20 protein-coding genes are annotated in these 22,177 nt (G+C 64.7%); 9 read left to right on the top strand and 11 right to left on the bottom strand.

Going from position 1 to position 22,177, the window contains the following annotated elements; all coding sequences use genetic code 11:
- Positions 1 to 116 precede the first annotated feature (116 nt).
- Positions 117 to 2,192, top strand: a complete 2,076-nt coding sequence (locus IVA79_RS02860; RefSeq protein WP_247550260.1) for a HAMP domain-containing methyl-accepting chemotaxis protein — start codon at positions 117 to 119, stop codon at positions 2,190 to 2,192.
- A 153-nt stretch (positions 2,193 to 2,345) separates the two neighbouring features.
- On the opposite strand, the gene IVA79_RS02855 is transcribed toward IVA79_RS02860, so the two are convergent.
- The 3 genes from IVA79_RS02855 to IVA79_RS02845 all read right to left on the bottom strand — a co-directional run bounded on the left by IVA79_RS02855 (position 2,346) and on the right by IVA79_RS02845 (position 5,924).
- Positions 2,346 to 4,316, bottom strand: coding sequence for a carbohydrate porin (locus IVA79_RS02855; protein WP_247550259.1), 1,971 nt, complete (start codon positions 4,314 to 4,316; stop codon positions 2,346 to 2,348).
- A gap of 397 nt (positions 4,317 to 4,713) precedes the next feature.
- Positions 4,714 to 4,977: a hypothetical protein gene (locus IVA79_RS02850; RefSeq protein WP_247550258.1), complete on the bottom strand. Its 264-nt coding sequence runs from the start codon at positions 4,975 to 4,977 to the stop codon at positions 4,714 to 4,716.
- 140 nt (positions 4,978 to 5,117) lie between these two features.
- Positions 5,118 to 5,924, bottom strand: coding sequence for a creatininase family protein (locus tag IVA79_RS02845; RefSeq protein WP_247550257.1), 807 nt, complete (start codon positions 5,922 to 5,924; stop codon positions 5,118 to 5,120).
- A 152-nt stretch (positions 5,925 to 6,076) separates the two neighbouring features.
- Between IVA79_RS02845 and IVA79_RS02840 the strand changes: the two genes are divergently transcribed.
- Genes IVA79_RS02840 through IVA79_RS02820 form a run of 5 tightly spaced genes read left to right on the top strand, consistent with a single transcriptional unit; the run spans position 6,077 to position 10,421 of the window.
- Entirely contained in the window at positions 6,077 to 7,099 is a 1,023-nt protein-coding gene (locus IVA79_RS02840; RefSeq protein WP_247550256.1) for an ABC transporter substrate-binding protein, read from the top strand.
- Between the two features lie 10 nt (positions 7,100 to 7,109).
- Positions 7,110 to 7,925: an ABC transporter ATP-binding protein gene (locus IVA79_RS02835; RefSeq protein ID WP_247550255.1), complete on the top strand. Its 816-nt coding sequence runs from the start codon at positions 7,110 to 7,112 to the stop codon at positions 7,923 to 7,925.
- Positions 7,922 to 8,740, top strand: coding sequence for an ABC transporter permease (locus IVA79_RS02830; protein WP_247550254.1), 819 nt, complete (start codon positions 7,922 to 7,924; stop codon positions 8,738 to 8,740). The genes IVA79_RS02835 and IVA79_RS02830 overlap by 4 nt, the downstream gene beginning before the upstream one ends.
- Entirely contained in the window at positions 8,740 to 9,729 is a 990-nt protein-coding gene (locus IVA79_RS02825; protein ID WP_247550253.1) for a 2-hydroxyacid dehydrogenase, read from the top strand. Before IVA79_RS02830 ends, IVA79_RS02825 begins: the two co-directional genes overlap by 1 nt.
- Positions 9,729 to 10,421 carry an AprI/Inh family metalloprotease inhibitor gene (locus IVA79_RS02820; RefSeq protein ID WP_247550252.1) on the top strand — a complete coding sequence of 231 codons (693 nt, stop codon included), beginning with the start codon at positions 9,729 to 9,731 and terminating at the stop codon, positions 10,419 to 10,421. The genes IVA79_RS02825 and IVA79_RS02820 overlap by 1 nt, the downstream gene beginning before the upstream one ends.
- A gap of 67 nt (positions 10,422 to 10,488) precedes the next feature.
- On the opposite strand, the gene IVA79_RS02815 is transcribed toward IVA79_RS02820, so the two are convergent.
- Positions 10,489 to 11,880 (bottom strand): peptidoglycan-binding protein, encoded by a 1,392-nt coding sequence (locus tag IVA79_RS02815; RefSeq protein WP_247550251.1) that lies wholly within the window; start codon positions 11,878 to 11,880, stop codon positions 10,489 to 10,491.
- 249 nt (positions 11,881 to 12,129) lie between these two features.
- On the opposite strand from IVA79_RS02815, the gene IVA79_RS02810 reads away from it, so the two are divergent.
- Together IVA79_RS02810 and IVA79_RS02805 are read left to right on the top strand one after the other, a co-directional pair.
- A complete protein-coding gene (locus IVA79_RS02810) occupies positions 12,130 to 12,504 on the top strand; it encodes a hypothetical protein (RefSeq protein WP_247550250.1) in 375 nt (124 codons plus the stop codon).
- Between the two features lie 114 nt (positions 12,505 to 12,618).
- Positions 12,619 to 13,323: a tetratricopeptide repeat protein gene (locus IVA79_RS02805; protein WP_247550249.1), complete on the top strand. Its 705-nt coding sequence runs from the start codon at positions 12,619 to 12,621 to the stop codon at positions 13,321 to 13,323.
- A 6-nt stretch (positions 13,324 to 13,329) separates the two neighbouring features.
- On the opposite strand, the gene radC is transcribed toward IVA79_RS02805, so the two are convergent.
- The 3 genes from radC to IVA79_RS02790 form a co-directional block, all read right to left on the bottom strand.
- A complete protein-coding gene (gene radC, locus IVA79_RS02800) occupies positions 13,330 to 14,043 on the bottom strand; it encodes a DNA repair protein RadC (RefSeq protein WP_247550248.1) in 714 nt (237 codons plus the stop codon).
- Between the two features lie 91 nt (positions 14,044 to 14,134).
- Positions 14,135 to 14,953 (bottom strand): type I methionyl aminopeptidase, encoded by an 819-nt coding sequence (gene map, locus IVA79_RS02795; RefSeq protein ID WP_247550247.1) that lies wholly within the window; start codon positions 14,951 to 14,953, stop codon positions 14,135 to 14,137.
- Positions 14,954 to 15,138: 185 nt separating this feature from the next.
- Positions 15,139 to 16,455: a mechanosensitive ion channel domain-containing protein gene (locus IVA79_RS02790; RefSeq protein ID WP_247550246.1), complete on the bottom strand. Its 1,317-nt coding sequence runs from the start codon at positions 16,453 to 16,455 to the stop codon at positions 15,139 to 15,141.
- Positions 16,456 to 16,661: 206 nt separating this feature from the next.
- Between IVA79_RS02790 and IVA79_RS02785 the strand changes: the two genes are divergently transcribed.
- Positions 16,662 to 18,455: a potassium/proton antiporter gene (locus IVA79_RS02785; RefSeq protein ID WP_247550245.1), complete on the top strand. Its 1,794-nt coding sequence runs from the start codon at positions 16,662 to 16,664 to the stop codon at positions 18,453 to 18,455.
- 161 nt (positions 18,456 to 18,616) lie between these two features.
- Here IVA79_RS02785 and modC read toward each other — a convergent pair whose 3' ends face one another.
- The 4 genes from modC to mepA all read right to left on the bottom strand — a co-directional run bounded on the left by modC (position 18,617) and on the right by mepA (position 21,897).
- A complete protein-coding gene (gene modC, locus IVA79_RS02780; protein WP_247550244.1) occupies positions 18,617 to 19,279 on the bottom strand; it encodes a molybdenum ABC transporter ATP-binding protein in 663 nt (220 codons plus the stop codon).
- Positions 19,280 to 19,281: 2 nt separating this feature from the next.
- Positions 19,282 to 19,977, bottom strand: a complete 696-nt coding sequence (modB, locus tag IVA79_RS02775) for a molybdate ABC transporter permease subunit (RefSeq protein WP_247550243.1) — start codon at positions 19,975 to 19,977, stop codon at positions 19,282 to 19,284.
- 13 nt (positions 19,978 to 19,990) lie between these two features.
- Entirely contained in the window at positions 19,991 to 20,776 is a 786-nt protein-coding gene (gene modA, locus IVA79_RS02770; protein WP_247550242.1) for a molybdate ABC transporter substrate-binding protein, read from the bottom strand.
- A gap of 176 nt (positions 20,777 to 20,952) precedes the next feature.
- Positions 20,953 to 21,897 (bottom strand): penicillin-insensitive murein endopeptidase, encoded by a 945-nt coding sequence (gene mepA, locus IVA79_RS02765; RefSeq protein WP_247550241.1) that lies wholly within the window; start codon positions 21,895 to 21,897, stop codon positions 20,953 to 20,955.
- Between the last annotated feature and the right edge of the window lie 280 nt (positions 21,898 to 22,177).

The following is a 22,177-nucleotide window of genomic DNA, read 5'->3' as shown; positions in this document are numbered from 1 at the left end:
CATCCCGACAAGCTCCCGCATGCGTCCGTGGAACTACGGGACTCCTTGTTTAACGGGCTCTTAGTGGCCGGCGGCTAGGTTTTCGACATTGCAGAAATATATTCGGGGGATCCAGGATGCGGATCGGGAAGCTTTTCGCGTTGTCGATGCTGACGGTGACGGTTTTTGCGGTCATCCTCGGCGCCGAGGTGCTGATACCCCAGACGCGCATCTTCACGAACCGCTCCGACGCGATCAAGACGGTCGATGCCTTCGGTGCGACGCTGATGGCCAGCCAGCACGTTGCGAGTCTCCGCGCTCCCTACATCGGCCCGATCTTCCAGGAAGCCGTTGCGACCCAGGCTCAGCTCGAAGCTGCGGCAAAGGCCGCGAAAGCTGCCGAAGCCGGCTTCGAGGCCGCAAAGCGCGCCATCATGGTGCTGGATGACGGCGCAGCGATCAGTGAAAATCTCGACCGCGCCGTACGGCGGCTGAAGGAGATCACCGCGGCGGCCGATCGTGCAATGGGTCTTGCTCTGGCGGCACGCGACAGCGCCGCGATCAAGGGCTTCCTGCCCGGTGTTGCCGAGGTCCTCGCCAATATAGAACCCGTCATGAACCGGCTCGAAGCGAAGGTGATCAATGCTGATTCCTCGCTTGCGGCACTGTTGAGCCTGGCGCGGACCGCGCAGGACCTGCGGGTTTCCGCCGGCAGCCGCGCTGCCACGCTGTCCCCGGCGCTGTCCGCACGCCGCCCGCTCACGCCGGCCGAATTGTCGCTGATGGATCGCATGCAGGGACGTGTGGAAGCCGACCGCGAGCGCATCGAAGCCGGCATGGAGCAGCTCGGCAATCCGCCCCGCATCGCCACCGCGCTGAAGGCGGCGACGGAATCCTATTTTGGAAAAGCAGCCTCGGCCGTGGAGAAGGAGATGCCTGCGGCGAAGGGCGACGGCAAGTACGGCCTCAACGCCGACGAGCTGGCGAAGGCCATCGTGCCGGCCATCCAGATGTTCTACGGCGTGCGCGACGCTGCGCTGGCGGAAGCCGCCGAGCGTGCCTCGGCCGCGCGCGACGGCGCCTTCGCGATGCTCGCGCTGGCGGGCGTGGCCGTGCTTGCCCTGCTCGGAACGCTCGGCGGCGTGACCATGATGCTGCGCAGCCGCGTGGTGACACCGCTCGGCCGGATCGCGGACGTGATCGGAACCCTCGCCGCCGGACACCACGAGGTCGAGATCCCGGCAACAGGCCGCAATGATGAGATCGGCCAGGTGGCGGGCTCGCTGCAGCACTTCAAGGATTCTCTGCTCGCCAAGAAGGAAGCCGACGCGGCGGCAGCAATCGAGGCCGACGCGAAGCTCCGGCGCAGCCAGCGCATGGACCAGATCGCGCGCGAGTTCGAAGCCATGATCGGCGACGTGATCAACACGGTGTCGTCGGCCTCCTCGGAGCTCGAAGTGTCCGCGGGAACGCTGACGAGCGCGACCGATCAATCTGAAAAGGTCACCGCGACCGTCGCTGCCGCCTCCGAACAGGCCTCCACCAATGTCCAGACCGTCGCCGCGGCGGCCGAGGAGATGGCCTCGTCGGTCGACGAGATCAGCCGGCAGGTGCAGGACTCCGCGCGCATCGCCGGAGAGGCCGTGCAGCAGGCCGGGCGGACCAACGACCATGTCGGCGAGCTCGCCAAGGCCGCGGGCCGGATCGGCGACGTCGTCGAGCTCATCAGCCAGATCGCGGGCCAGACCAATCTCCTGGCGCTCAATGCCACCATCGAGGCGGCGCGCGCCGGCGAGGCCGGACGCGGCTTCGCCGTGGTCGCCTCCGAGGTCAAGGCGCTCGCCGAGCAGACCGCCAAGGCCACCGGCGAGATCAGCCAGCAGATCTCGGGCATTCAGGCCGCGACCGAGGATTCCGTCGGCGCCATCAAGTCGATCGGCGACACCATCTCGCGCATGTCGGAGATTGCGTCCGCGATCGCCGCGGCGGTCGAGGAGCAGGGCGCAGCGACGCGGGAGATTTCGCGCAACGTGCAGCAGGCGGCGCGCGGCACTCAGCAGGTCTCCGCCAGCATCGTCGACGTCCAGCGCGGCGCCAGCCAGACCGGATCGGCATCTTCCAACGTGCTCGCGTCGGCAAGGTCGCTCTCAGGCGAAAGCAGCCGTCTCAAGACCGAGGTCGGAAAATTTTTGGACGCGATCCGCGCGGCGTAGAAATTCGTCATCGAATGGATCGAAGCGAGCCAAGGACTCGAACACCTCTCCCGTAGGGAGAGGTCGGATCGCATCGAAGATGCGATCCGGGTGAGGGGTTACAGTCCCACTGAATACCGCGGCCCATCACCCGGCCATCGCCGGAGCCGCAGCTCAGAACTCCCCGTGCAGCCGCCCCGAGAACACCGACACCGGTCCGCGGTCGGCATTGTAGGCGGGGTTGACGATCAGCTGGTAGTCGGCGGTGAGGGTGAGATTCTTGTTCAGCGCATAGGCGTAATAGGTCTCGAGGATGCGCTCCTTGCGGTAGTTGAGCGCGCCGTCGCCGATCAGGACGCCGAGGCCGCCGGCGGCGAGGAAGTCGCGGTAGTCCTGCGAAATCGCGTTGATGGCGCCGCCGACGCCGATCACGTCGTCGGGCCGGCCCCATGTCGTGCCCTTGATCGACAACCCCGCGGACAGGCTGCGATGAATGTCGGTGAAGGCCAGCGTTTCGAAACGGCCGTCGTTCCAGCTCCAGCGGCCGAACACCCCGACATCGTCCGTGATCGCCTGCTCGAGGTTGAGCACGTAGCCGTACTTCACGCGGCCGCGCCGGGTCTGCGCGATGTCGAGATTGAGCGCGGGATTGTCCAGCGTCTCGCGGAAGCTGCCCATATTGGCGCTGTCGAGCCAGCCCATGGTCCTGAGCTTGCCGGGCTGGCCGAACAGCGAGAAGCGCGTCTCGAGCTCGAGCACGTACTGGCCGCGCTCCCCGACCCTGGTGTCGAAATGATTCGAATTGGACTCGGACACCATCAGGAAATAGCCGCCGCGCAGCGCCCAATGCTTCTGGTTGAGCTCGGCGGTGACGCCGTAGGTGAGGCCGACCTTGTCGGCGGAATAGTCGAAAGCGCCCGGCGCCCACAGCGACCAGTTCATGAAGTCCTTGCGGGTGTCCTTGGCGTAGGCATTGCCATCGAACACGTCGACCACCGCGAACTTGCCGGCCTGCACGGTGAGGCGGGACACATCGACCTTCTGTCCCAGCTGCAGCTGCCCGCTCGCGAGCTCTTCCTGCTCGCCGCCAAATCCAAAGGTCTGGCGCACGAACAGGCGCGAGGTGTTGTAATGCGGATAGGGGAAGTTCGACTTTTGCGCTTCGCCGTTCGGGAAGCCGGCGGCGCCGACTGTGTCGTTCAGTCCAAATCCCTGCAGCAGTTCCGGGTTGTAATAGACCTCGCCGCCGTCCCACAGCCGTGCGTTCAGGAACAGGCTGTTGCTCCAGGTCGCCTTGGCTTGCCGCGACGGCGAGAGCGAGTTCGGTCCGGTATAGAGCGCGGGGAACGACGGATAGCCTTGCGGCAGATAGGTGCTCTGGCCGTGGATCTCCCAGCGATCGGATTCCGTGTCGATCAGAGAGCTTTTCGGGTCGTAGCTCTTCATGCCCGGCCAATCCACCTTGCGGTTGAGGCCGAGCCTGGCCTGCTGGAAGTCGAGCGACGAGGAGGCGTATTGGGCGCCGGTGGAGAACGCGACATTGGCGCCATCGAAGCGGCTGTAGAGATATTCGAGCCGTGCGCTCCAATGCGGCGCGAAACCGTATTCGACGCCGGCGCCCGCGACCCAGCCGGGTCGCGTGTTCAAGATCTTCGGGATTTCGGCGCCGGAGGCCGGCGTGTCGAAATAGCGCTCGCCCATCCATGCAAAGCCGCCGGTGGCGTAGACCAGCCACGGACCGCTGGTGTAGCCGACGCGGCCGCGCAGGCTCGCGGTGTAGTCCCATTGCTGCGTGACGGTGTTGGCGGGCGTCGTCAGGAACGAGACGATCGAGTTCGAGGTGATGGAATTGGGAAACGAGAAATCGCCTTCGATGCCGACCAGCCAGCCGGAGTTGAGCCGGTAATTGTAGCCGGCCTGGACGCCACCGATCATGCCGCTGAAGACGCCGTTGTCGCCGACTGCGGTGCCGTCGTTCAACGCGAAGTGCGACGAGCCGCGGCTGTAGCCGGCATGCGCACCGATATAGAGCCCGGTCCAATCATAGACCGCGCGCAGCGCGGGGGCCTTCAGCGGCAGATCGGCCGCGGTGCCTGTGGCGGGAAGAGCCAGCACGCCGGTGGCAATCGCCGCAGCCGTTCGCAAACACCGGTGTCTGTGACTTCTCGACGTCAAAACGCACGCCCCCAAACGCGAATCTATCCATTCGCCGCGATATCCCTGCCAATTCGAGGCCACGCTGTCATCAGGTTCCGGGACCCACGCGATCGGGCCGAGATGATCCAGGCTCGACGCGACTTCGTCTCAGGCGTCTGAGCCTATTGCAAGATTTATTGCGATTAATTCGCAATAGCAATTAGTGAGCATCGTCGCAGAAGAGGGTTCGCACCGCTGTGTGACGCGGCTGCAACAAATACGTAGGGCCAAAAAGAATGACCCCGCCCGGGGGGACAGCCGGGCGGGGTCGGGGGCACGACACGGGGTGGATGAGGCGCCCGTGTCGGACGCAGGATCCACGTGAGATCGGCCTCAGGTACCTAGATCAGTAGCAGGTACGAACGCGACCGACGTAGTGGCCGAAGGCGTTGTACTGGGCGACCCAGCCGCAGCGGTGATAACCGTAGTAATAGGGGTCGTTGCTGGCGGCGATCGCGGAGCCGACGACGGCGGCGGTGGCGATGCCGGCACCGACACCCCAGACCCAACCGGGCTGCTTGGCTTCGGCCGAGGAGGTGGTGGACACGATGCTGCCGGTGACGGTGAGGGCAGCGAGAGCGACAGCGGCAATCTTGGTCTTGATCGACATGTGAAACTCCATCCGGGGTTGAGGCGGTCCGTTGTGGCCCGCGTGCCCAGTTTGACGGAGGCTCTTCGCGTCCGGTTCGAATGCGGCAAATCCGCTCCCGGAGCGAAGCATTTTTATGAACAACTCCAGATGGATATGGGCTAGCCGAGCGGTCCCTTGGCGAGCCTGTTCACGTCGAAGTTATCGACCTCGCTCAGAAGCTCGCAAAAAGCACGGGCGCCTTGATCGATGAGCTGCTCGCCCTTCTCAGCCACGGCCAATGTCGCATTGCCGACTGCGCCGCTGGCGTTCAGGTCCTGCGCCTGCCAGGCAAACGGTGCGGGCCGCTGCGTCGACAGCCAGCGATACTGCTTTTCCAACGCGATGCTGCTCGCGGGAAAATCCGCGATGGCATTTTTGCGCACCTGATCGGGATAGCGCGCCAGCATGATCGAGGTTTCGATGGCGCCGCCATGAATGCCGTGTCGGACTTCGTCGGCCGGGAACAATTTGTCAGCGCCCGACAGCCGCGACCAGGACGTCGTCACCACGAACATTTTTTGATACGCGCGCAAATCCTGCGCAATCAACATCATGGCCGCGCTGTTGCCGCCATGGCTGGTGATGATGACGAGCTTCTTCACCCCTCGCCGCGCGACATCCTCGCCGATTCCTGTCCATCGCTTCAGCGCGACGTCAGTCGGCAGCGTCTGCGTACCGGGATAATCGATATGCTCCGTGGAAATTCCGACCGGCTCGACGGGCAGAAACGTCGCGGGAATATTCCCAGGCAACAGCTCGCGCACCCGCGCCAGATAGGCGTCCGCGATCAGCACGTCGGTTGTGACAGGCAGATGCGGGCCGTGCTGCTCGGTCGCCGCCAGCGGCAGCACCGCGATCCAGCGCGACATCTCCGCAGGGCTCGCATCGGCCCAGCGGATCTCGGTCCAGTCGCGGGACGGCGTCATCAAGGTTTCTTTGCCCGAATTTGTCACGTAATTTGGGTTATCAGGGGATGCGGGCCCGGCCGGCTCGCGTCCCCTGGTGTCATGCGGTTTTATCGCGTTGTGTTCACATGAGCCAGACGCGATTGGCCGGAAGCGATCGACGGAGTGCCATTATGTCCCCCTTTCATCTGCGGCGTACGCTCACGGCGGGCCTCTTGGCCGCTTTCCTTTGCGGCGTCCCGGCGCGCGCCGACACGCTGGACAAGGTCACCTTCGGCACCAACTGGGTCGCCGAGGCCGAGCATGGCGGCTTCTTCCAGGCCGTCGCTGACGGCACCTACAAGAAATATGGCCTCGACGTCACCATCGTCCCCGGCGGGCCCAACGAGAACAATCGGATGCTCTTGATCGCCGGCAAGATCGATTTCTTCATGGCCGCGAACACGCTGATGTCGTTCGATGCAATCGCCAACAACGTCCCGGTCGTGACCATCGCCGCGATCTTCCAGAAGGATCCGCAGGTGATGCTGACGCAGCCGGATGTCAAGGTCGGCAAGATCGAGGACTTGAAGCCGCTGACGCTGTTCGTCTCCAAGGAGGGCATGACCAGCTATTTCCAATGGCTGAAGTCCGAATATGGCTTCAGCGAGAAGAACGTCCGCCCCTACAATTTCAATCCGCAGCCTTTCATCGCCAATCCCAAGAGCGCCATGCAGGGCTACGTGACGTCAGAGCCCTTCGCGGTGGAGAAGGCCGCCGGCTTCAAGCCCAACGTGCTGCTGCTCGCCGACTACGGATTCAACACCTATTCGACCCTGGTCGAGACCCGCCGCGATGTCGTCGAGAAGAAGCCTGACCTCGTGCAGCGCTTCGTCGATGCCTCCATGATCGGCTGGTACAATTACATCTACCGCGACAATTCCGCCGGCAACGCGCTGATCAAGAAGCTCAATCCTGAGATGACCGACGATCTGCTCGCCTATTCCGTCGCCAAGATGAAGGAGCATGGCATCGTCGATTCCGGCGACAGTGTGAAGAACGGCATCGGCGCGATGAGCGACGAGCGTTACACCTCCTTCTTCAACAAGATGGTCAAGGCCGGCGTCGTCAAGGCGGATCTCGACTTCCGCAAATCCTACACGCTGCGCTTCGTCAACAAGGGCGTCGGCGTCGAGCTGCGCCCGAGCAAGCCGTAACCCACGGTCGATGTCCGCTGCCCAAACCTCATCCACCGTCGAGGCCAGCTTGACGGCGTTGGCCGTCAGCCTGCGCGGCGTGACGAAGACCTATGACAACGGAATCATGGCGCTCGGCCCGTTCGACCTCGCGGTGCGCAAGGGCGAGTTCATCTCGCTGCTGGGCCCCTCCGGTTGCGGCAAGTCGACGGTGCTGCGCATCATCGCAGAGCTCAGCGCGCCGTCGTCGGGCAGCGTGCGGGTGGCGCGCCGTGAGGGCGCCCCGCAGCCGGGTCACGGCATCGGTTTCGTGTTTCAGGAGCCGACCCTGATGCCCTGGACCAGCGTGCACGAGAACGTGCGGCTACCACTGAAGCTTGGCGGCGTGCCGAAGGCAGAAGCGCGCGCGCGGACTGAGGCCGCGCTGGCGAGCGTCGGCCTGGCTGATTTCGCTGACGCCTATCCGCGCGAGCTCTCCGGCGGCATGAAGATGCGGGTGTCGCTGGCGCGCGCGCTCGTCACCGACCCCGATATCCTGCTGATGGACGAGCCGTTCGCCGCGCTCGACGAGATCACGCGCTTCCGCCTCAACAACGATCTGCTCGCGCTGTGGCGCAGTCTTGGCAAGACAATCATCTTCGTCACCCATTCGGTGTTCGAATCCGTCTATCTGTCGCAGCGCGTGGTGGTGATGACGGCGCGGCCCGGCCGCATCCAGGCCGACATCCGCATCGAGACGGTCGAGCCGCGCGGCGAAGAGTTTCGCACGTCGACCGCCTACGGCGACTATTGCCGTAAGGTCTCCGGCGCGCTGGCGCCGTCCTATTCGGGGCAGTCGGTGCTATGAGCGCCCAGCCCGCGATCACGTCCAAACCGCGGGGTGCGCAACGCGCGCTGCGCTTCGTGCTGCCCGTGATCGTGTTCGCGGCCGGTCTTCTCGCTTGGGAACTGGTGGTTCGCCTCAAGGAGATCCCGCCTTACGTGCTGCCGGCCCCGTCAATCATCATCCTGACGCTGATCAAGGACTGGGCGGTGCTGTCACAATCGCTCGCCACCACGCTGTTGACAACGCTCGAAGGTTTTGTCGCCGCCAGCATCGGCGGCATCGCGCTGGCGCTGCTGTTCAATCAGTCGAAATGGGTGGAGTATTCGCTCTTTCCCTATGCAATCGTGCTGCAGGTGACGCCGGTGATCGCAATCGCGCCGTTGCTCCTGATCTATCTGGAACAGCAAACCGCGGTCGTGGTCTGTGCCTTCATCGTCGCCTTTTTCCCGGTGCTGTCCAACACCACGCTCGGGCTCAATTCGGTCGACCGCAACCTCATCGGCCTGTTCCAGCTCTATGGCGCCTCGCCACAGCAAGCGCTGCGTTTTCTCAAGCTGCCGGCGGCGTTGCCCTACATTCTCGGCGGCCTGCGCATCGCCGGCGGCCTGTCGCTGATCGGCGCGGTGGTGGCCGAGATCGCGGCGGGAACGGCGGGCGCCGGCTCCGGGCTGGCCTACAGGATCGCTGAATCAGGCTATCGATTGAACATACCCCGCATGTTCGCAGCGCTGCTGCTGTTGTCGCTGGCCGGGATTGTCATCTATGGGGTGCTGGCGCTAGTTTCGCACCTCGTTTTACGGCGCTGGCATGAGAGCGCGCTTGGAAAGGAAAGCTGATGTCTACCGGTTCGATTTCGTCCGAAAAGATCGACCTTCTGATCTATGGGCCGGTGCGGCCGATCCTCGAGAACGGGTTTTCCGACCATTTCGTCGTGCACAAGGCCGAGACGCGTGGTGACCTCGAGCGGCTGACGCCGGCGATCCGCGAAAAAATCCGCGGCGTCGCAGTGACCTATCACACCGTGCGCGCCGACAAGGATTCGTTGTCGCAGCTGCCCAAGATCGAGATGGTGGCGAGCTTCGGCGTCGGTTACGACCACGTCGACGCCAAATACGCGGCCGAGCACAATATCATCGTCACCAACACGCCCGACGTGCTGACCGAGGAGGTCGCCGACGTCGCGATGGGTCTTCTGATCTCCACCTTGCGCGAATTCATCAAGGCCGACCGCTATGTTCGCTCCGGGCTCTGGCAGACCCAGAACTATCCGCTCAGCGTCGGCTCGCTGCGCGACCGCAAGGTTGGCATCGTCGGCATGGGCCGGATCGGCCAGGCCATCGCGCGCCGGCTCGATGCCTCGCTGGTGCCGGTGGTCTATCACTCGCGCAACCCGTCCAAGGATGTCGCCTACAAGCACTATCCAGATCTGATTGAGATGGCGAAGGCGGTGGATACGCTGATGGTGATCGTGCCCGGCGGTGCTTCCACCAACAAGATGATCAATGCCGAGGTGTTCAAGGCGCTCGGCCCGCGCGGCGTGCTGATCAACGTGGCGCGCGGCTCGGTGGTTGATGAGCCGGCGCTGGTGCAGGCGCTGAAATCGGGCACCATTCTCGCCGCGGGTCTCGACGTGTTCGCGGCCGAGCCGACCGTGCCGGACGAGCTCAAATCCATGCAGAACGTCGTGCTGCTGCCGCATATCGGCTCGGCCTCGGTGGTGACGCGCAACGCGATGGACCAGCTCGTGGTCGACAACCTCAAGTCATGGTTCTCAGGCAAGGCGCCGCTGACACCGGTTGCCGAAACGCCATTCAAGGGGCGCTGATGACAGCTCTTCGGGTCGTTGCATGCGCCGTCGCGGCCTATTTGGCCGCGATCGGCATCGCGCATGCGCAGGATGCAACGACCCTGAAGAAATCGATGCCCGGACAATGGGAGCTCTCGACCACCGAGCGCAGCAAGACCTGCGTCGTCACCCTCAAGGCCGACGCCGCAGGCCAGGGTTTCAAGCTGGAGCTGGAGCCGGCCTGCAAGACCGCGCTGCCTTTCACCAAGGACATCGCCTCCTGGAACGTCAGGGGCCTCGACATCGTCCGCTTGCAGGACGCCACCGGTGAAGCCGTGATCGACTTCACCGAGGTCGAGGCCGGCATCTTCGAGGGCCTGCGCCAGGGTGAGGGCGTCTATATCCTGCAGGACCTCGCCGCCGCCCGCTCCATGGCCAAGTCGATGGACCAGATGATCGGCGACTGGTCGATGGTGCGCAGCAACGGCCAGCCGATCTGCGGGCTGACGCTGACCAACACCGAGGCGAGCCCCGACAATTTCCAGGTCTTCCTCAAGCCGAAATGCGACGCAACGATCGCGCAGTTCAACCCGACGCAATGGCGGCTCGAGCGCGGCCAGATCATCCTGATGTCGAAATCAGGCGACGCCTGGCAGTTCGAGGCTGACGACAACGCGCAGTGGCGGCGCGTCCCCGACACCGCCGATCCTCTGATCATGCTGCGTCAATAGGCGACGCGAAACGTGACCTCATCCTGAGGGCCCGCCGTAGGCGGGCCTCTCGAAGGATGGCCGCAAATTACGTCGTCGGCTTCGGCGCCGGCGCGGTGCCTTGCGCCCATTTCTCCATCTTGCCGAGCACGCCCCAGGCCGCGAGCGCCAGCGAGATCGGCATCGCGAATTGGCCGAGGCCCGGCACCGCCGACACGACGGTCCCGAGCAGTCCGGCAAGGCCTCCCGCACTGGGGCTCGCCGTCACCGACGACAGCAGCGCGGTAATCAGGGAGCCGCCGATGCCGAGCGCGGTCTTCTTGCCGTTGAGCATCTTGCCGATGGTGTCGCCGAGCGCGCCGTTGACCTGACCGAGTACGGGCTTGCCGTCCTTGTTGAGCAGTGTGCTGAGGAGATCGACAACCTGTTTCAGCTGGTCGACGGGGGCGGGGGTAGCCGGGGTAACTGGTGCCGGCATCGGCGCCGTCTTGTTGATGAGGGAGAAGAGCCGCTCGAACAGGCTGATCGGATCGCTGGTGGCAGGCACGGTCTTGGCCGGGATCGTCGCCGGCAGCGTCGTGCCGCCGACGGCCGGCCGCAGCGCCTGCGCGAGATCTTCCAGTCGCGTCAGGACGTGGGACAGATCGGCGGCCTGCCCGGCGGTGCCCGGCTGCTGCGTCGCGCGCGTGATGGCGGCGACCGTGGCGGCATCGAGAAGCCCGGTGTCTCTCAAGCCGTTCTGTTGCTGGAATTGCGAGACGGCGGCCCTGGTCTTCACTCCGCTGATACCGTCCTCGGCGAGCGGCGGATTGGCGCCGAGCTTGTTGAGCGCCTGCTGCATGAGAACGACCGTCGAGGCCGTATCATCCTCCGGCTCGGTGCGGCCGGCGAATTGCGGGCTGCCGTCGAGCGTGATCGAGGAATCCAGCGACGTCATCGCATGCAGGATCACCGCGGTGCCGAGCTGGGAATCGACGTGATTGGAGTCGAACACATGGTCGCGGACGAACTTTCCGGCCCGTGCCTCGGGCGGCCCGTACAATGTCGAGCCGCCATAGAGATAGGGCGAATTGACGCCCTTGGCGTGATAGCCGAAGCCGTTGAACGCCTCGAGCCGGAACAGCATCCGCGCGATGCCCCAATCCCGGGCGCCGATGAAGTTCTCTAGTCTGAACGCGTCCACGGCGCCGTCCACGAAGGTGGCAAAGGGGCCGCGCCCTTTCGGCACGATGGTGGTCACGTGATGCAGTGACTCGCCGTTGCCGAGATAAGTGTCGAAATCGAAATTGGACTCGCGGTAGTGGCAAAGCGCAGTGAAGTACCAGGGGACGCCCGTCAGCCGCTCGATCTGCTGATAGGTCGCCTTGCCGTTGAGGGCCTTGCGGGCAACCGCATTCGCTTCAGTGAGGCGCCCGGGCCGGATCTCGAGACTGGCCCAATTCCGCTCATATTCGGCTTTCAAACTCTCGAAGGAAATCATGTTCCGCTCCGCAAATGAATGATCGAATGTCGTGCAAACCAGGTGAACCGGCTGGCGCGATCGGGGCGTGACGCCAGCATGATCTCAGGTAAATCTGGCAGGTCGCCGCCCCGGCGCATGTGAAATGGCTTACAACCTGGATGGGAAATCGGCAGCGGCCCCGGCCATGCGGGCGGGGCTGCCCATCCGGGAACCGGCGCCGTCGTCCGTCCGTTAGTGAGGCGAGACGGTTTCGGCTAGGAGTCCCGCATGGCCAAGCGCATCCTCGCGATCGGCATCGAACCCGGCAATGCCGACTACAGCACATTTCCTCAACTGACGCCGGAGCTCGTGCGCGACTACATCGAGGCGCAGCTGTTGCGCCTGCGCGATCTCGGCTTCGAGGTCACGAGCTGCCTGATCGATCTCGACGTGACCGCAGAAGCCGGCGTCACCGCTGCGCTGCGCGACGAGAGCTTCGACTGCATCGTGATCGGTGCCGGCCTGCGCGAGCCGAAGGAACGCCTGGTGCTGTTCGAGAAGGTGCTCAACCTCGTCCACCGCCTCGCCCCGGAAGCTGCGATCTGCTTCAACACCACGCCCGCCGATACCGCTGAGGCCGTGCTGCGCTGGGTCGAGCCCTGACAGGACGAACTCCGCCCCAAAAATTCGCTGATTTCGGAATTTTTGCCGGTTTCGAACTTTTCTTGCGTCTTGAGCGACGAAGACGGAATGGTTCAAACTCGATCGGGCTTTGACATGAAATCCGTTGCCCTGGCTTTTGTGTGCCTTCTGTTCTTCGTGATGCCCGCCAACGCGAATGACACCCGCACCTTCAATGCGATGGTCGCGTTGGCCAACCGCGGAGATGCCGAGGCGCAATATCATGTCGGCATGATGCACAATAATGGCATCGGCACGCAGCAGGACCGCAGCCAGGCATTCGAGTGGTTTCAGAAATCGGCCGCGGCCAACGATCCGCTGGGGGCGTACAAGCTCGGTTGTTATTATGACGGGCAAGGCGCGGGCATCGTCGCAAGCGATGCGGATCAAGCATTGAAATACAAGCTTGTATCCGCCAAAGCGGGTTATGCGCGTGCCCAGCACGATGTCGCCCTCATGTATGACCGACAAGGCAATTCGGAAGAAGCGCTGAAATGGTGGAAGATGGCAGGCGATCAGGGACTGCCCGAGGCCCTCTTCAGCCTGGCCCGCGCCTATTCAGCCGGAAAGGGAACGCCGAGAGATTTGTCCCTGTCGTATGCGTATTTCAAGCTCTCGAAGGTGGCGCCGGCCAAAAACGTGAACGAAATGGCTTCCACGTTGTCCAAGCCGGAGCTCGAGAAAGCCGAGAAACTGGTTGCCGAATGGAAGCCGCAACCGACCGCCTTGACGCTCAAGGCGTTCAGCGGGTTCAGGGCCGCCGAAGAGCACTTGAAAGTCGCCAAGAACCCCGTGTTCTGAGCTAGTCTAGATCAACCGCATCCCGCGCAGGCTCGCGTGCCCGCTTCTGCCGACGATGATGTGGTCGTGCACGGCGATCCCCAGCGGCTTTGCGATGTCGATGATGGCTTTCGTCATCTGGATGTCGGCCTGCGACGGCGAGGGATCGCCGGAGGGATGATTGTGCACCAAGATCAAGGCGGTCGCGGATAATTCGAGTGCGCGCTTGATCACTTCGCGCGGATAGACCGGGGTGTGGTCGACAGTGCCGGTCTGCTGCACCTCGTCGGCAATGAGCTGGTTGCGCTTGTCGAGGAACAGCAGGCGAAACTGCTCCTTGTCGGCAAACGCCATGCTGGTGCGGCAATAGGCGATCACCTCGTTCCAGGACGACAGCGCGTTGCGGCTGTTGACCTCGCCCTTGGCGACGCGGTGCGCGGCGGCAGCGATCAGCTTGAGCTGGTTGATCGCGGATTCGCCGATGCCGTCGACCTCGCGCAGCCGCGCCACCGGCGCATGCACGACCTCGGCGAACGAGCCAAAAGCCTTGATCAGCGCCTTCGCCAGCGGCTTGGTGTCGCGCCGCGGCAGTGCCGGAAACAGCGCCATCTCCAGCAGCTCGTAGTCGCTGAGCGCGTCCGCGCCCGCGCTGTAGAAGCGCTCGCGCAGCCGCTCGCGATGGCCGTGATAGTGCGGCGGGTCCTCCGGCTTGCTCTTGTCGTGGTCTGGCTTGGCGGGCATCGGCCGCCAGCATTGCCGGGGAACTCGGCTTTTGCAACCGTCAATTGCGGCGGCAAATCCGCTTCGCGCTGGCCGGCGTCCCCTTAGAGGCTCACCCGATCTGCTTCTCGCCGTGCCGCTCCGACAGCGTAAAAATCTCCACGCCTGTCGCCGTCACACCGACGGAGTGCTCGAACTGCGCCGACAGCGAGCGGTCGCGGGTCACGGCGGTCCAGCCGTCGGAGAGGATCTTCACGTGCGGCTTGCCGAGATTGATCATCGGCTCGATGGTGAAGAACATGCCTGGCTTGAGCTGCACGCCTTCGCCGGGGCGGCCGATATGGATGATGTTCGGCTCGTCGTGGAACATGCGCCCCAAACCGTGGCCGCAGAAATCGCGCACCACGCTCATGCCCTGCGGCTCGACGAAGCTCTGGATGGCGTGACCGATGTCGCCGGTGGTGGCGCCGGGTTTCACCGCGGCGATGCCGCGCATCATCGCTTCATACGTCACCTCGATCAGCCGCTCGGCCTTGCGGGCGATCGGGCCGACCGCATACATCCGGCTGGAATCGCCGTACCAGCCGTCGACGATGAAGGTGACGTCGATGTTGACGATGTCGCCTTCCTTCAGCGGACGGTCGCCGGGCATGCCGTGGCAGACCACGTGGTTGAGCGAGGTGCAGGTCGAATAGCGATAGCCGCGATACATCAGCGTCGCCGGATAGGCATTGTTGCTGAAGGCGAAGTCGCGGACGAATTCGTCGATGCGCGAGGTCGGCACGCCCGGTCCGACGATGTCGGTGAGCTCGTCGAGGCACTTCGCCACCAGCGCGCCGGCCTTGCGCATGCCGGCAAAGGCGGCCGGCCCATGCAGCTTGATCTGTCCGGTCTTGCGCAGGGAGGTATCGGTGGCTTCGACGTAGCTCATGCTTGGGCGATCTTCCGGGCTGATCTCGATTTCGGCGGAAAGGCTTGATTTCAGGCCCCAATTTAATGATTGCGGGCCTTCATGCAAGCCGAGGCACGGCGTTTTCGAGCGAAGTGGCTACCGGTTCGCGTGAAGAAAACGCGTCAAAACGAGAATCTTACCGGCCCCTGCACCCGAGAGCAGGCCTAATTCGGGACTTCTACGGTGGTTTCCACCGGCAGCGCGCCGCCGCGGATGCGGATTTCGCGGACGGGGTAGGGAACCCGGATGCCCTCGCGCTTGAAGGCGTCCCACAACGCCAGCATCACGTCGCTCTTGACGGTATCCATGCCGTCGGGATCGGCGATCCAGAAGGTCAGCGAGAACTTCATCCCGGCTTCGGCGAACTCGGTCAGGATGCAGTTCGGCGGCTTGCCCTTCTGCGCGCGCGGATGGGCGGCGGCGGTTTCGGCGGCGAGCTTGCAGACCAGCTTCGGGTCGGCGTCGTAATTGGTGCCGAAGGCGATCTTCACCAACGTGTTCTTGTCGGTATAGGTCCAGTTGACGACCTTTTGCGTCACCAGATCCTCGTTCGGCACCAGGAATTCGCGGCCATCGCCGGCGGCGACGGAAATATAACGCGTCTTCATCGCGCTGATGCGGCCGGTATTGTCGCCGATAGTGACGAGGTCGCCGGGCTTCACCGACTTGTCGGCCAGCAGGATGATGCCCGAGATGAAGTTGGCGACGATCTTCTGCAGGCCGATACCGATGCCGACGCCGACCGCACCGGAGAACACCGCGAGCGCCGAAAGATCGATGCCGACGGCGCCGAGCGCAATGACGATGGCGATGGCAAGCAGCCCGATGCGGATGATCTTGACCAGCAGCACCTGCACCGATGGCGTCAGATCGGTGGTCGCGTTGATCCGGCTCTCGGCGAAATTGCTCGCGATGTTGGTGGCCCAGAGCGCGATGAGAAGGAGCGCACCGGCCTTGAGCACCAGCAGCGGGGTCAGCCTGAGGCCGCCGAGCACGATCGCGTAGGAATCGAGCAGGTCGACCGTCGTATCGAGCTGGCCGAGGATCGAGAGCGCTGCGAGAAACCACGCCGTGATCGACACCAGCTTGACGATGAAGGCATTGCGCAGCACCGAGGTCACGAGCCGGATCACGAGCCAGGCGAAGCCCAGCTTGGCGGCGACCATCAGGAGATAAGAGCGGCTCGGCCAGGTCGCGTGGTACATCACGAAGCGGGAGATGATCACGAGCAAGGTGAACACCGCCGTCGAGGCGCTGGAGACCATCACCCGGGCGAAGTGCCGGAGCGGCAGCGGCCAGCGCATCGCCAGCGAGGTCATGTCGATCCGGCTGCGGACGGCGGCCTCCGCGGCATAGGCGATGCCGGCCGCGGCCAGAATCAGGCCGAATTGCAGGTAGAACCAGGGCGAGGAGATTTCCGCCCCGACGCTGCGCGCGGTGGTCTGCACGAACTCCATGAAGTCCTTGAGGTCCATGTCCATCGGTCTCGTCGGCAAGCGGGGAGGGATTGATTCGAGGGAGCCGCAGAATCCCACAACAGGCGCAGCCGGACCATCGATACACCGGCATGTGATGGACGTTAAGGCCGTATAATACGGGCAGATTGCCGCGAGGAACGAAAATGGGTTGGCGCGCGAGTCCTGCGACGATAAGGATGCCGTTCCAGCTGTTTTGACCCGGAAGGTGGATGGCCTCTCTCGACTCCGTCAGCCTCGCCATATTGCTCGGCGCCGTCCTCGTCATGGCCGGCATCCTGTCGAGCCTGCTTGCGCTGCGCTTCGGCGCGCCCTTGCTGCTCGTCTTCCTTGCGGTCGGCATGCTCGCCGGCGATTCCGGTCCCGGCCAGCTCCAGTTCGACGACGTCCGCACCACCTATCTGGTCGGCTCGGTGGCGCTGGCCCTGATCCTGTTCGACGGCGGCTTGCGCACGCGCTTTGCCAGCATCCGCACCGTGCTGGCGCCGTCGGTGGTGCTCGCGACCGTCGGCGTGCTCTTGACCGCGCTGATCACGGCGCCGTTCGCCAAATTCGCGCTCGACCTCAACTGGACGGAGTCGCTGCTGGTCGGCGCCGTGGTGGCCTCGACCGATGCGGCGGCCGTGTTCCTGCTGGTGCACACCCAGGGCCTGCGCCTGCGCCCGCGCGTCGGCGCGACGCTGGAGGCGGAATCCGGCACCAACGATCCGTTCGCGATCTTCCTCACCCTGATGCTGGTCGAGTACATCTCGGTCGGTTCGAGCTCGCCCGGCCATGTGCTGATGGAGTTCGTCCTGGAGGCGGTGCTGGGCGCCGTCGTCGGTGTGCTCGGCGGCCGCCTCGTCGTCATCGCGCTCAACAAGGTGGCGCTGCCGCAGGGACTGCATGCGCCGTTCGTGACCACGGCCGCGCTGGTGATCTTCGGCGGCTCGCAGATGTTGCACGCCTCCGGCTTTCTCGCGGTCTACCTCGCCGGCATCATCATCGGCAACCGGCCGACGCGCGCGCATAACTCGGTCGTGGCCTTCCTCGATGCCGCGACCTGGCTGGCGCAGATCGTGATGTTCGTGCTGCTCGGCCTCCTGGTCTCGCCGAGCAGGCTCGGCACCAGCGTGCTGCCAGCGGTCGCCGTCGCGCTCGTGCTGATGCTGGTGGCGCGGCCGATCGCGGTGTTCGCGTGCCTGGCGCCATTCCGCTTCAACTGGCGTGAAAAGATCTTCATCGCGTGGACCGGCCTGCGCGGCGCCGTCGCGATCTTCCTGGCCTCGATCCCGATGCTGGTCGGCCTCTCCAAGGCCTATCTCTATTTCGATGTCGCCTTCGTCGTCGTCATCATCTCGCTGCTGCTGCAGGGCTGGACCCTGGCACCCGCCGCGCGCAAGCTGCACGTGGCGCTGCCGCGCGCCGAGCGCGGCCCGCGCCGCGTCGAGTTGGATCTGCCCGGCCAGCTCGAGCAGCAGCTGGTCGGCTATCCGGTGCGGCCCAAGAGCCTGTATTTCCGCCGCGGCCTGATCCCGTCCTGGTCCAAGCCGACGCTGGTGATCCGCAACGAGAACATCCTGACGCCGACGGAGGCCGACCCGATCGCGCCCGGCGACTACATCTATCTGCTGGCACCGCCGGAAAAGGCCGAGTCGCTCGACCGCTTCTTCGTCGACATGCAGCCGAGCTCGGCGCCGGATCCGCATCTGCTCGGCGACTTCATGGTCTCCGGCGAGCATACGCTCGCCGAGCTCGCCGAGATCTATGGCGTGAAGGTGAGCGACGACGAGAGCAAGCTCACGCTCGCCGATTATTTCGACGTCCATCTCGACCGCGCGCCGAAGGAGGGCGCCGAGCTCGCGCTGGACGAGATCGTGCTGGTGGCGCGCTCGATCTCCGGCGGCCGTGTCAGCGTCGTCGGCCTGCGCCTGCCCGAAGAAGACGAGACGCCGCCGCCGCTGACCCGCGCGCAGGCGCTGCGGAAGAAGCTTGCCGATGTGTGGGCCTCGGTGGCGGGAGTATGACGCAGCCGTAGGGTGGGCAAAGGCGCCCTTGCGCCGTGCCCACCAGCTCTCTCGATCGCAAAAAATGCGTGGGCACGCTTTCGCCTTCGCTCTCCGAGCTACGGCGGACAAGTCGCTTTGCCCACCCTACGAAAGCCGTCGCAAGGGCGACGACGGAGTTGCTACGCCAGCACCTTCACCCCGCCAAAACTCGTCACGCGGCCCTGCTTCAGCATCACGATCTGCGTCGCGAGCTGGCGTAGCTCGGCGGCGTCGTGGCTGACATAGACCATCGGCACGTTGGCCTCGTCGCGCAGCCGCACCAGATAGGGCAGGATCTCGAGCTTGCGGCCCTCATCGAGCGCGCCGAGCGGCTCGTCGAGCAGCAGGAGGCGTGGTTTCGACAGCAGCGCGCGACCGAGCGCGACGCGCTGCCGCTCGCCGCCGGAGAGCTTTCCGGGGCGGCGACCTTGCAGGGCGCCGATATCGAGCAGGTCGATGATGCGCTTGTGCTGGGCAGGATCCGGCGAGAGGCCGTTCATCCGCCGGCCGTAGTCGAGATTCTGCGCGACGTCGAGATGCGGGAACAGCCGCGCGTCCTGGAAAACATAGCCGATACGGCGGCGCCAGGTCGGAACATGGATGCCGGCGGCGGTGTCGTCGACAGTTTCGCCGTCGATCACGATGGTGCCACGGTCGGGCCGCAGCAGCCCTGCGATCATGTTGACCAGCGACGTCTTGCCGGCACCAGAGGCGCCGAACAGGCCGATGACGCGGCCTTCTCCGGTGAAGGTCGCGGACAGCGAGAACTCGCCGAGCTGCTTTTCGATGTCGACCCGCAGCATGATCAGTTCCCGTGCAGCCGCGCGGTGGCGCGGCGGGCGAACCATTCGGCCGCGATCAGGGCGCCGAGCGCCAGCACGATCGAGACGATCACCAGCCGGCCCGCGGCGGCATCGCCGTCGGGCGTCTGGATCAGCGAATAGATCGCGGAGGAAATCGTCTGGGTCTCGCCGGGAATGTTGGAGACGAAGGTGATGGTGGCGCCGAACTCGCCGATCGCCTTGGCAAAGCCGAGCACCATGCCGGCGAGCACGCCGGGCAGCGCCAGCGGCAGCGTCACCGTGAAGAACACTTTCCAGGGCGCGGCCCCTAACGTCTCGGCGGCCTGCTCGAGCCGGCGGTCGATCGCCTCGATCGACAGCCGCATCGGCCGCACCAGCAGCGGAAACGCCATCACGCCGCAGGCGAGCGCCGCGCCGGTCCAGCGGAACGAGAACACGATGCCGAGATGGTCGGCAAGGAAGCCGCCGACCAGGCCGCGGCGGCCGAACGTCAACAACAGCAGATAGCCAGTGACGACAGGCGGCAGCACCAACGGCAGATGCACGATTGCGTCGAGCAGCGACTTGCCCCAGAAATCCCGCCGCGCCAGCAGCCACGCCAGCGCGATGCCGAATGGCGTCGCCACCAGCGTTGCGATGATCGCGACCCTGAGCGAGAGCAGGATCGCGGTCCATTCGGCGGGAGAAATCTCGGACATCAAGCCGCAGATATCACGTCGTGGGGCTGATCAGGAACCTGAAGCCGTATTTTTCAAAAATAGACTTGGCGACCGAGGAGCGCAGGAAAGAGAGATAATCGTTGGTCCCAGCCTTCGCATTGGTAGTCGCCGCAACCGGATAGACGATCGCGGGATGCGAATCCGCCGGGAAGGTGCCGACGATCTTGACGCCGGGCTCGACCTTGGCGTCGGTGGCATAGACGATGCCGAGATTGGCCTCGCCGCGCGCCACCAGCGTCAGCGCCGCACGCACGCTCTCGGCCATGGCGAGTTTCGGCTCGGACGCCTGCCAGGCCCCAAGGCTCGTCAGCGCGGCCTTGGCATATTTGCCCGCTGGTACCGACCTGACGTCGCCGGTCGCGATCTTGCCGTCGCCGGCGAGCTTTGCGAGGTCGAAGCCTTGCGCGACGGTGACGTTGTCGATCTTGGAATCCTTCGGCGCGATCAGCACGATGCCGTTGCCGAGCAGATTGACCCTGGAAGGCTCGTTGATGGTCTTCTTGGCGATCGCATAGTCCATCCAGTCGGTGTCGGCCGAGACGAACACGTCGACTGGTGCGCCCTGCTCGATTTGCCTCGCCAGCACCGAGCTTGCGGCATAGCTGACCGAGAACTTGACGCCGGTCTTGGCGGTGTAGGCCGCGTCGACCTCGTCGAGCGCGTTCTTCATCGACGCCGCGGCAAACACGGTGATGGTCTTGTCCTCGGCGCTCGCAGGCGAAAGGCTCGCGCCCGCGAGGACGACGAAGGCGGCGACAAGTCCGGCAAAACGAATCATGAGGAGCGCTCCGTGCGAGCTCACGCGCGCTGAAAGACGCGCAGATCTGGCGTTGGCGAGACAGGTCGCGACGGGCGGAAGCGCTGTTCCACGGGGCCCGGCTGCGGCTTACGGCCGGCAGGGATATCGCTGCCAAGATAGCAGGCCGGGCCGCGAGGTCAAATGTGCCTACAACGCTACGGCTTCGCATCCGCCGCATGCAGCACCGCCTTGCAGGCCGCCGGCATCTGCGCCAGCGTCATCGGCGGCTTCGGCTTGGGCGGCTCCGGCGGCGGCTTGGGGTGCAGCACGGCGTCGGAGAACCAATAGGCGAGATCGGCCGGCTTGCAGCCTTCGTCCTCGGTCTGCGACGGCTGGCCCTCGCATTCGCCGGCGCCCGCCGGGCAGCGCATGCGGATGTGGAAGTGATAGTCGTGGCCCCACCAGGGGCGGATTTTAGACAGCCAGGCGCGGTCGCCCTTGGCCTCGCGGCACAGCGCCTTCTTGATCGCCGCATTGACGAAGATGCGCTGCACCGCCGGCTCCCGCGCCGCATCGCGCAGCACCAGCACGTGGCCAGGCGTGAACACTCTTGGATCGATGTCGAGCCGGTCGGGGCGCACCATCATCACCGCCGACATGTCTTCGCGCTCCTCGCGCGAGAGGCGGCGGTCCGGCATCGGCGTCAGCCAGATGTCGGCATCGAGGCCGATCTGGTGGCTGGCATGGCCTGACAGCGCCGGGCCGCCGCGCGGCTGGGCGATGTCGCCGACCAGGATGCCCGGCCATCCCGCGTCCTTGTGCGCCCTGGCTGCGAGCCGCTTGATCATTTCGATCATCTCGGGGTGGCCATAGCTGCGGTTGCGTGACAGCCGCATCACCTGCCAATGGTCGCCGTTGATCGGCATCTGGTCCGCCCCGCCGATGCAGCCCTTGGTATAGGAGCCGATGGCATGGGCCGGCCCCTTCGACGGCAGCAGCTTTCGCGCGAACAGCTCCTTGGCGGCGAGATCGGGGTCGTTGGGATTGGCAAGCGGCGGCAGCGCCTTCGGGGTGACGCTGCCCTTGTCCTGGGCCAGCGCGCCGCCGGCGGTCAGGAGTGCAAGCGAAAGCAGGACGAGGGTGATGCAGCGGCGACTCATGCTGACGACGTTATAGCCCAATGCTGGATCAGCGTTAACAATGACGCCCTCGAACCGACCACAGTTCACCACGTATGAGCTCGCCCAAATTGCGTCTCGAGCTACCGTTTCTTAACGGTGCAATAACCGTATCCCAGATTGACCAAAATTCGTGCGCGGCGTGAGGAAAATCCGCAGATCGCATGCAATCGCGCACAATTTCGGAACCGATTCAAGCGCGCGCGCAATTTTGCGCCAGATCGAACATCGATTGCGGCGCAGGACTCAGTTTGACGGCGCC

This window comes from Bradyrhizobium sp. 138 (genome assembly GCF_023074075.1).
GTDB lineage: Bacteria > Pseudomonadota > Alphaproteobacteria > Rhizobiales > Xanthobacteraceae > Bradyrhizobium.
Note: the sequence above shows the minus strand (reverse complement) of the source record. Positions and strands in the feature narration are given on the sequence as shown.

What these genes read in the sequence shown, in the direction of transcription:
- IVA79_RS02830 (WP_247550254.1), top strand. Translation starts at nt 7,922, where the DNA reads ATGAGCGCCCAGCCCGCGATCACGTCCAAACCGCGGGGTGCGCAACGC.
- IVA79_RS02810 (WP_247550250.1), top strand. Translation starts at nt 12,130, where the DNA reads ATGGCCAAGCGCATCCTCGCGATCGGCATCGAACCCGGCAATGCCGAC.
- modC (WP_247550244.1), bottom strand. Translation starts at nt 19,279, where the DNA reads ATGCTGCGGGTCGACATCGAAAAGCAGCTCGGCGAGTTCTCGCTGTCC.
- IVA79_RS02850 (WP_247550258.1), bottom strand. Translation starts at nt 4,977, where the DNA reads ATGTCGATCAAGACCAAGATTGCCGCTGTCGCTCTCGCTGCCCTCACC.
- IVA79_RS02820 (WP_247550252.1), top strand. Translation starts at nt 9,729, where the DNA reads ATGACAGCTCTTCGGGTCGTTGCATGCGCCGTCGCGGCCTATTTGGCC.
- IVA79_RS02805 (WP_247550249.1), top strand. Translation starts at nt 12,619, where the DNA reads ATGAAATCCGTTGCCCTGGCTTTTGTGTGCCTTCTGTTCTTCGTGATG.
- IVA79_RS02790 (WP_247550246.1), bottom strand. Translation starts at nt 16,455, where the DNA reads ATGGACATGGACCTCAAGGACTTCATGGAGTTCGTGCAGACCACCGCG.
- IVA79_RS02860 (WP_247550260.1), top strand. Translation starts at nt 117, where the DNA reads ATGCGGATCGGGAAGCTTTTCGCGTTGTCGATGCTGACGGTGACGGTT.
- radC (WP_247550248.1), bottom strand. Translation starts at nt 14,043, where the DNA reads ATGCCCGCCAAGCCAGACCACGACAAGAGCAAGCCGGAGGACCCGCCG.
- modA (WP_247550242.1), bottom strand. Translation starts at nt 20,776, where the DNA reads ATGATTCGTTTTGCCGGACTTGTCGCCGCCTTCGTCGTCCTCGCGGGC.
- mepA (WP_247550241.1), bottom strand. Translation starts at nt 21,897, where the DNA reads ATGAGTCGCCGCTGCATCACCCTCGTCCTGCTTTCGCTTGCACTCCTG.
- modB (WP_247550243.1), bottom strand. Translation starts at nt 19,977, where the DNA reads ATGTCCGAGATTTCTCCCGCCGAATGGACCGCGATCCTGCTCTCGCTC.
- IVA79_RS02835 (WP_247550255.1), top strand. Translation starts at nt 7,110, where the DNA reads ATGTCCGCTGCCCAAACCTCATCCACCGTCGAGGCCAGCTTGACGGCG.
- IVA79_RS02785 (WP_247550245.1), top strand. Translation starts at nt 16,662, where the DNA reads ATGGCCTCTCTCGACTCCGTCAGCCTCGCCATATTGCTCGGCGCCGTC.
- IVA79_RS02845 (WP_247550257.1), bottom strand. Translation starts at nt 5,924, where the DNA reads ATGACGCCGTCCCGCGACTGGACCGAGATCCGCTGGGCCGATGCGAGC.
- IVA79_RS02840 (WP_247550256.1), top strand. Translation starts at nt 6,077, where the DNA reads ATGTCCCCCTTTCATCTGCGGCGTACGCTCACGGCGGGCCTCTTGGCC.
- map (WP_247550247.1), bottom strand. Translation starts at nt 14,953, where the DNA reads ATGAGCTACGTCGAAGCCACCGATACCTCCCTGCGCAAGACCGGACAG.
- IVA79_RS02815 (WP_247550251.1), bottom strand. Translation starts at nt 11,880, where the DNA reads ATGATTTCCTTCGAGAGTTTGAAAGCCGAATATGAGCGGAATTGGGCC.
- IVA79_RS02825 (WP_247550253.1), top strand. Translation starts at nt 8,740, where the DNA reads ATGTCTACCGGTTCGATTTCGTCCGAAAAGATCGACCTTCTGATCTAT.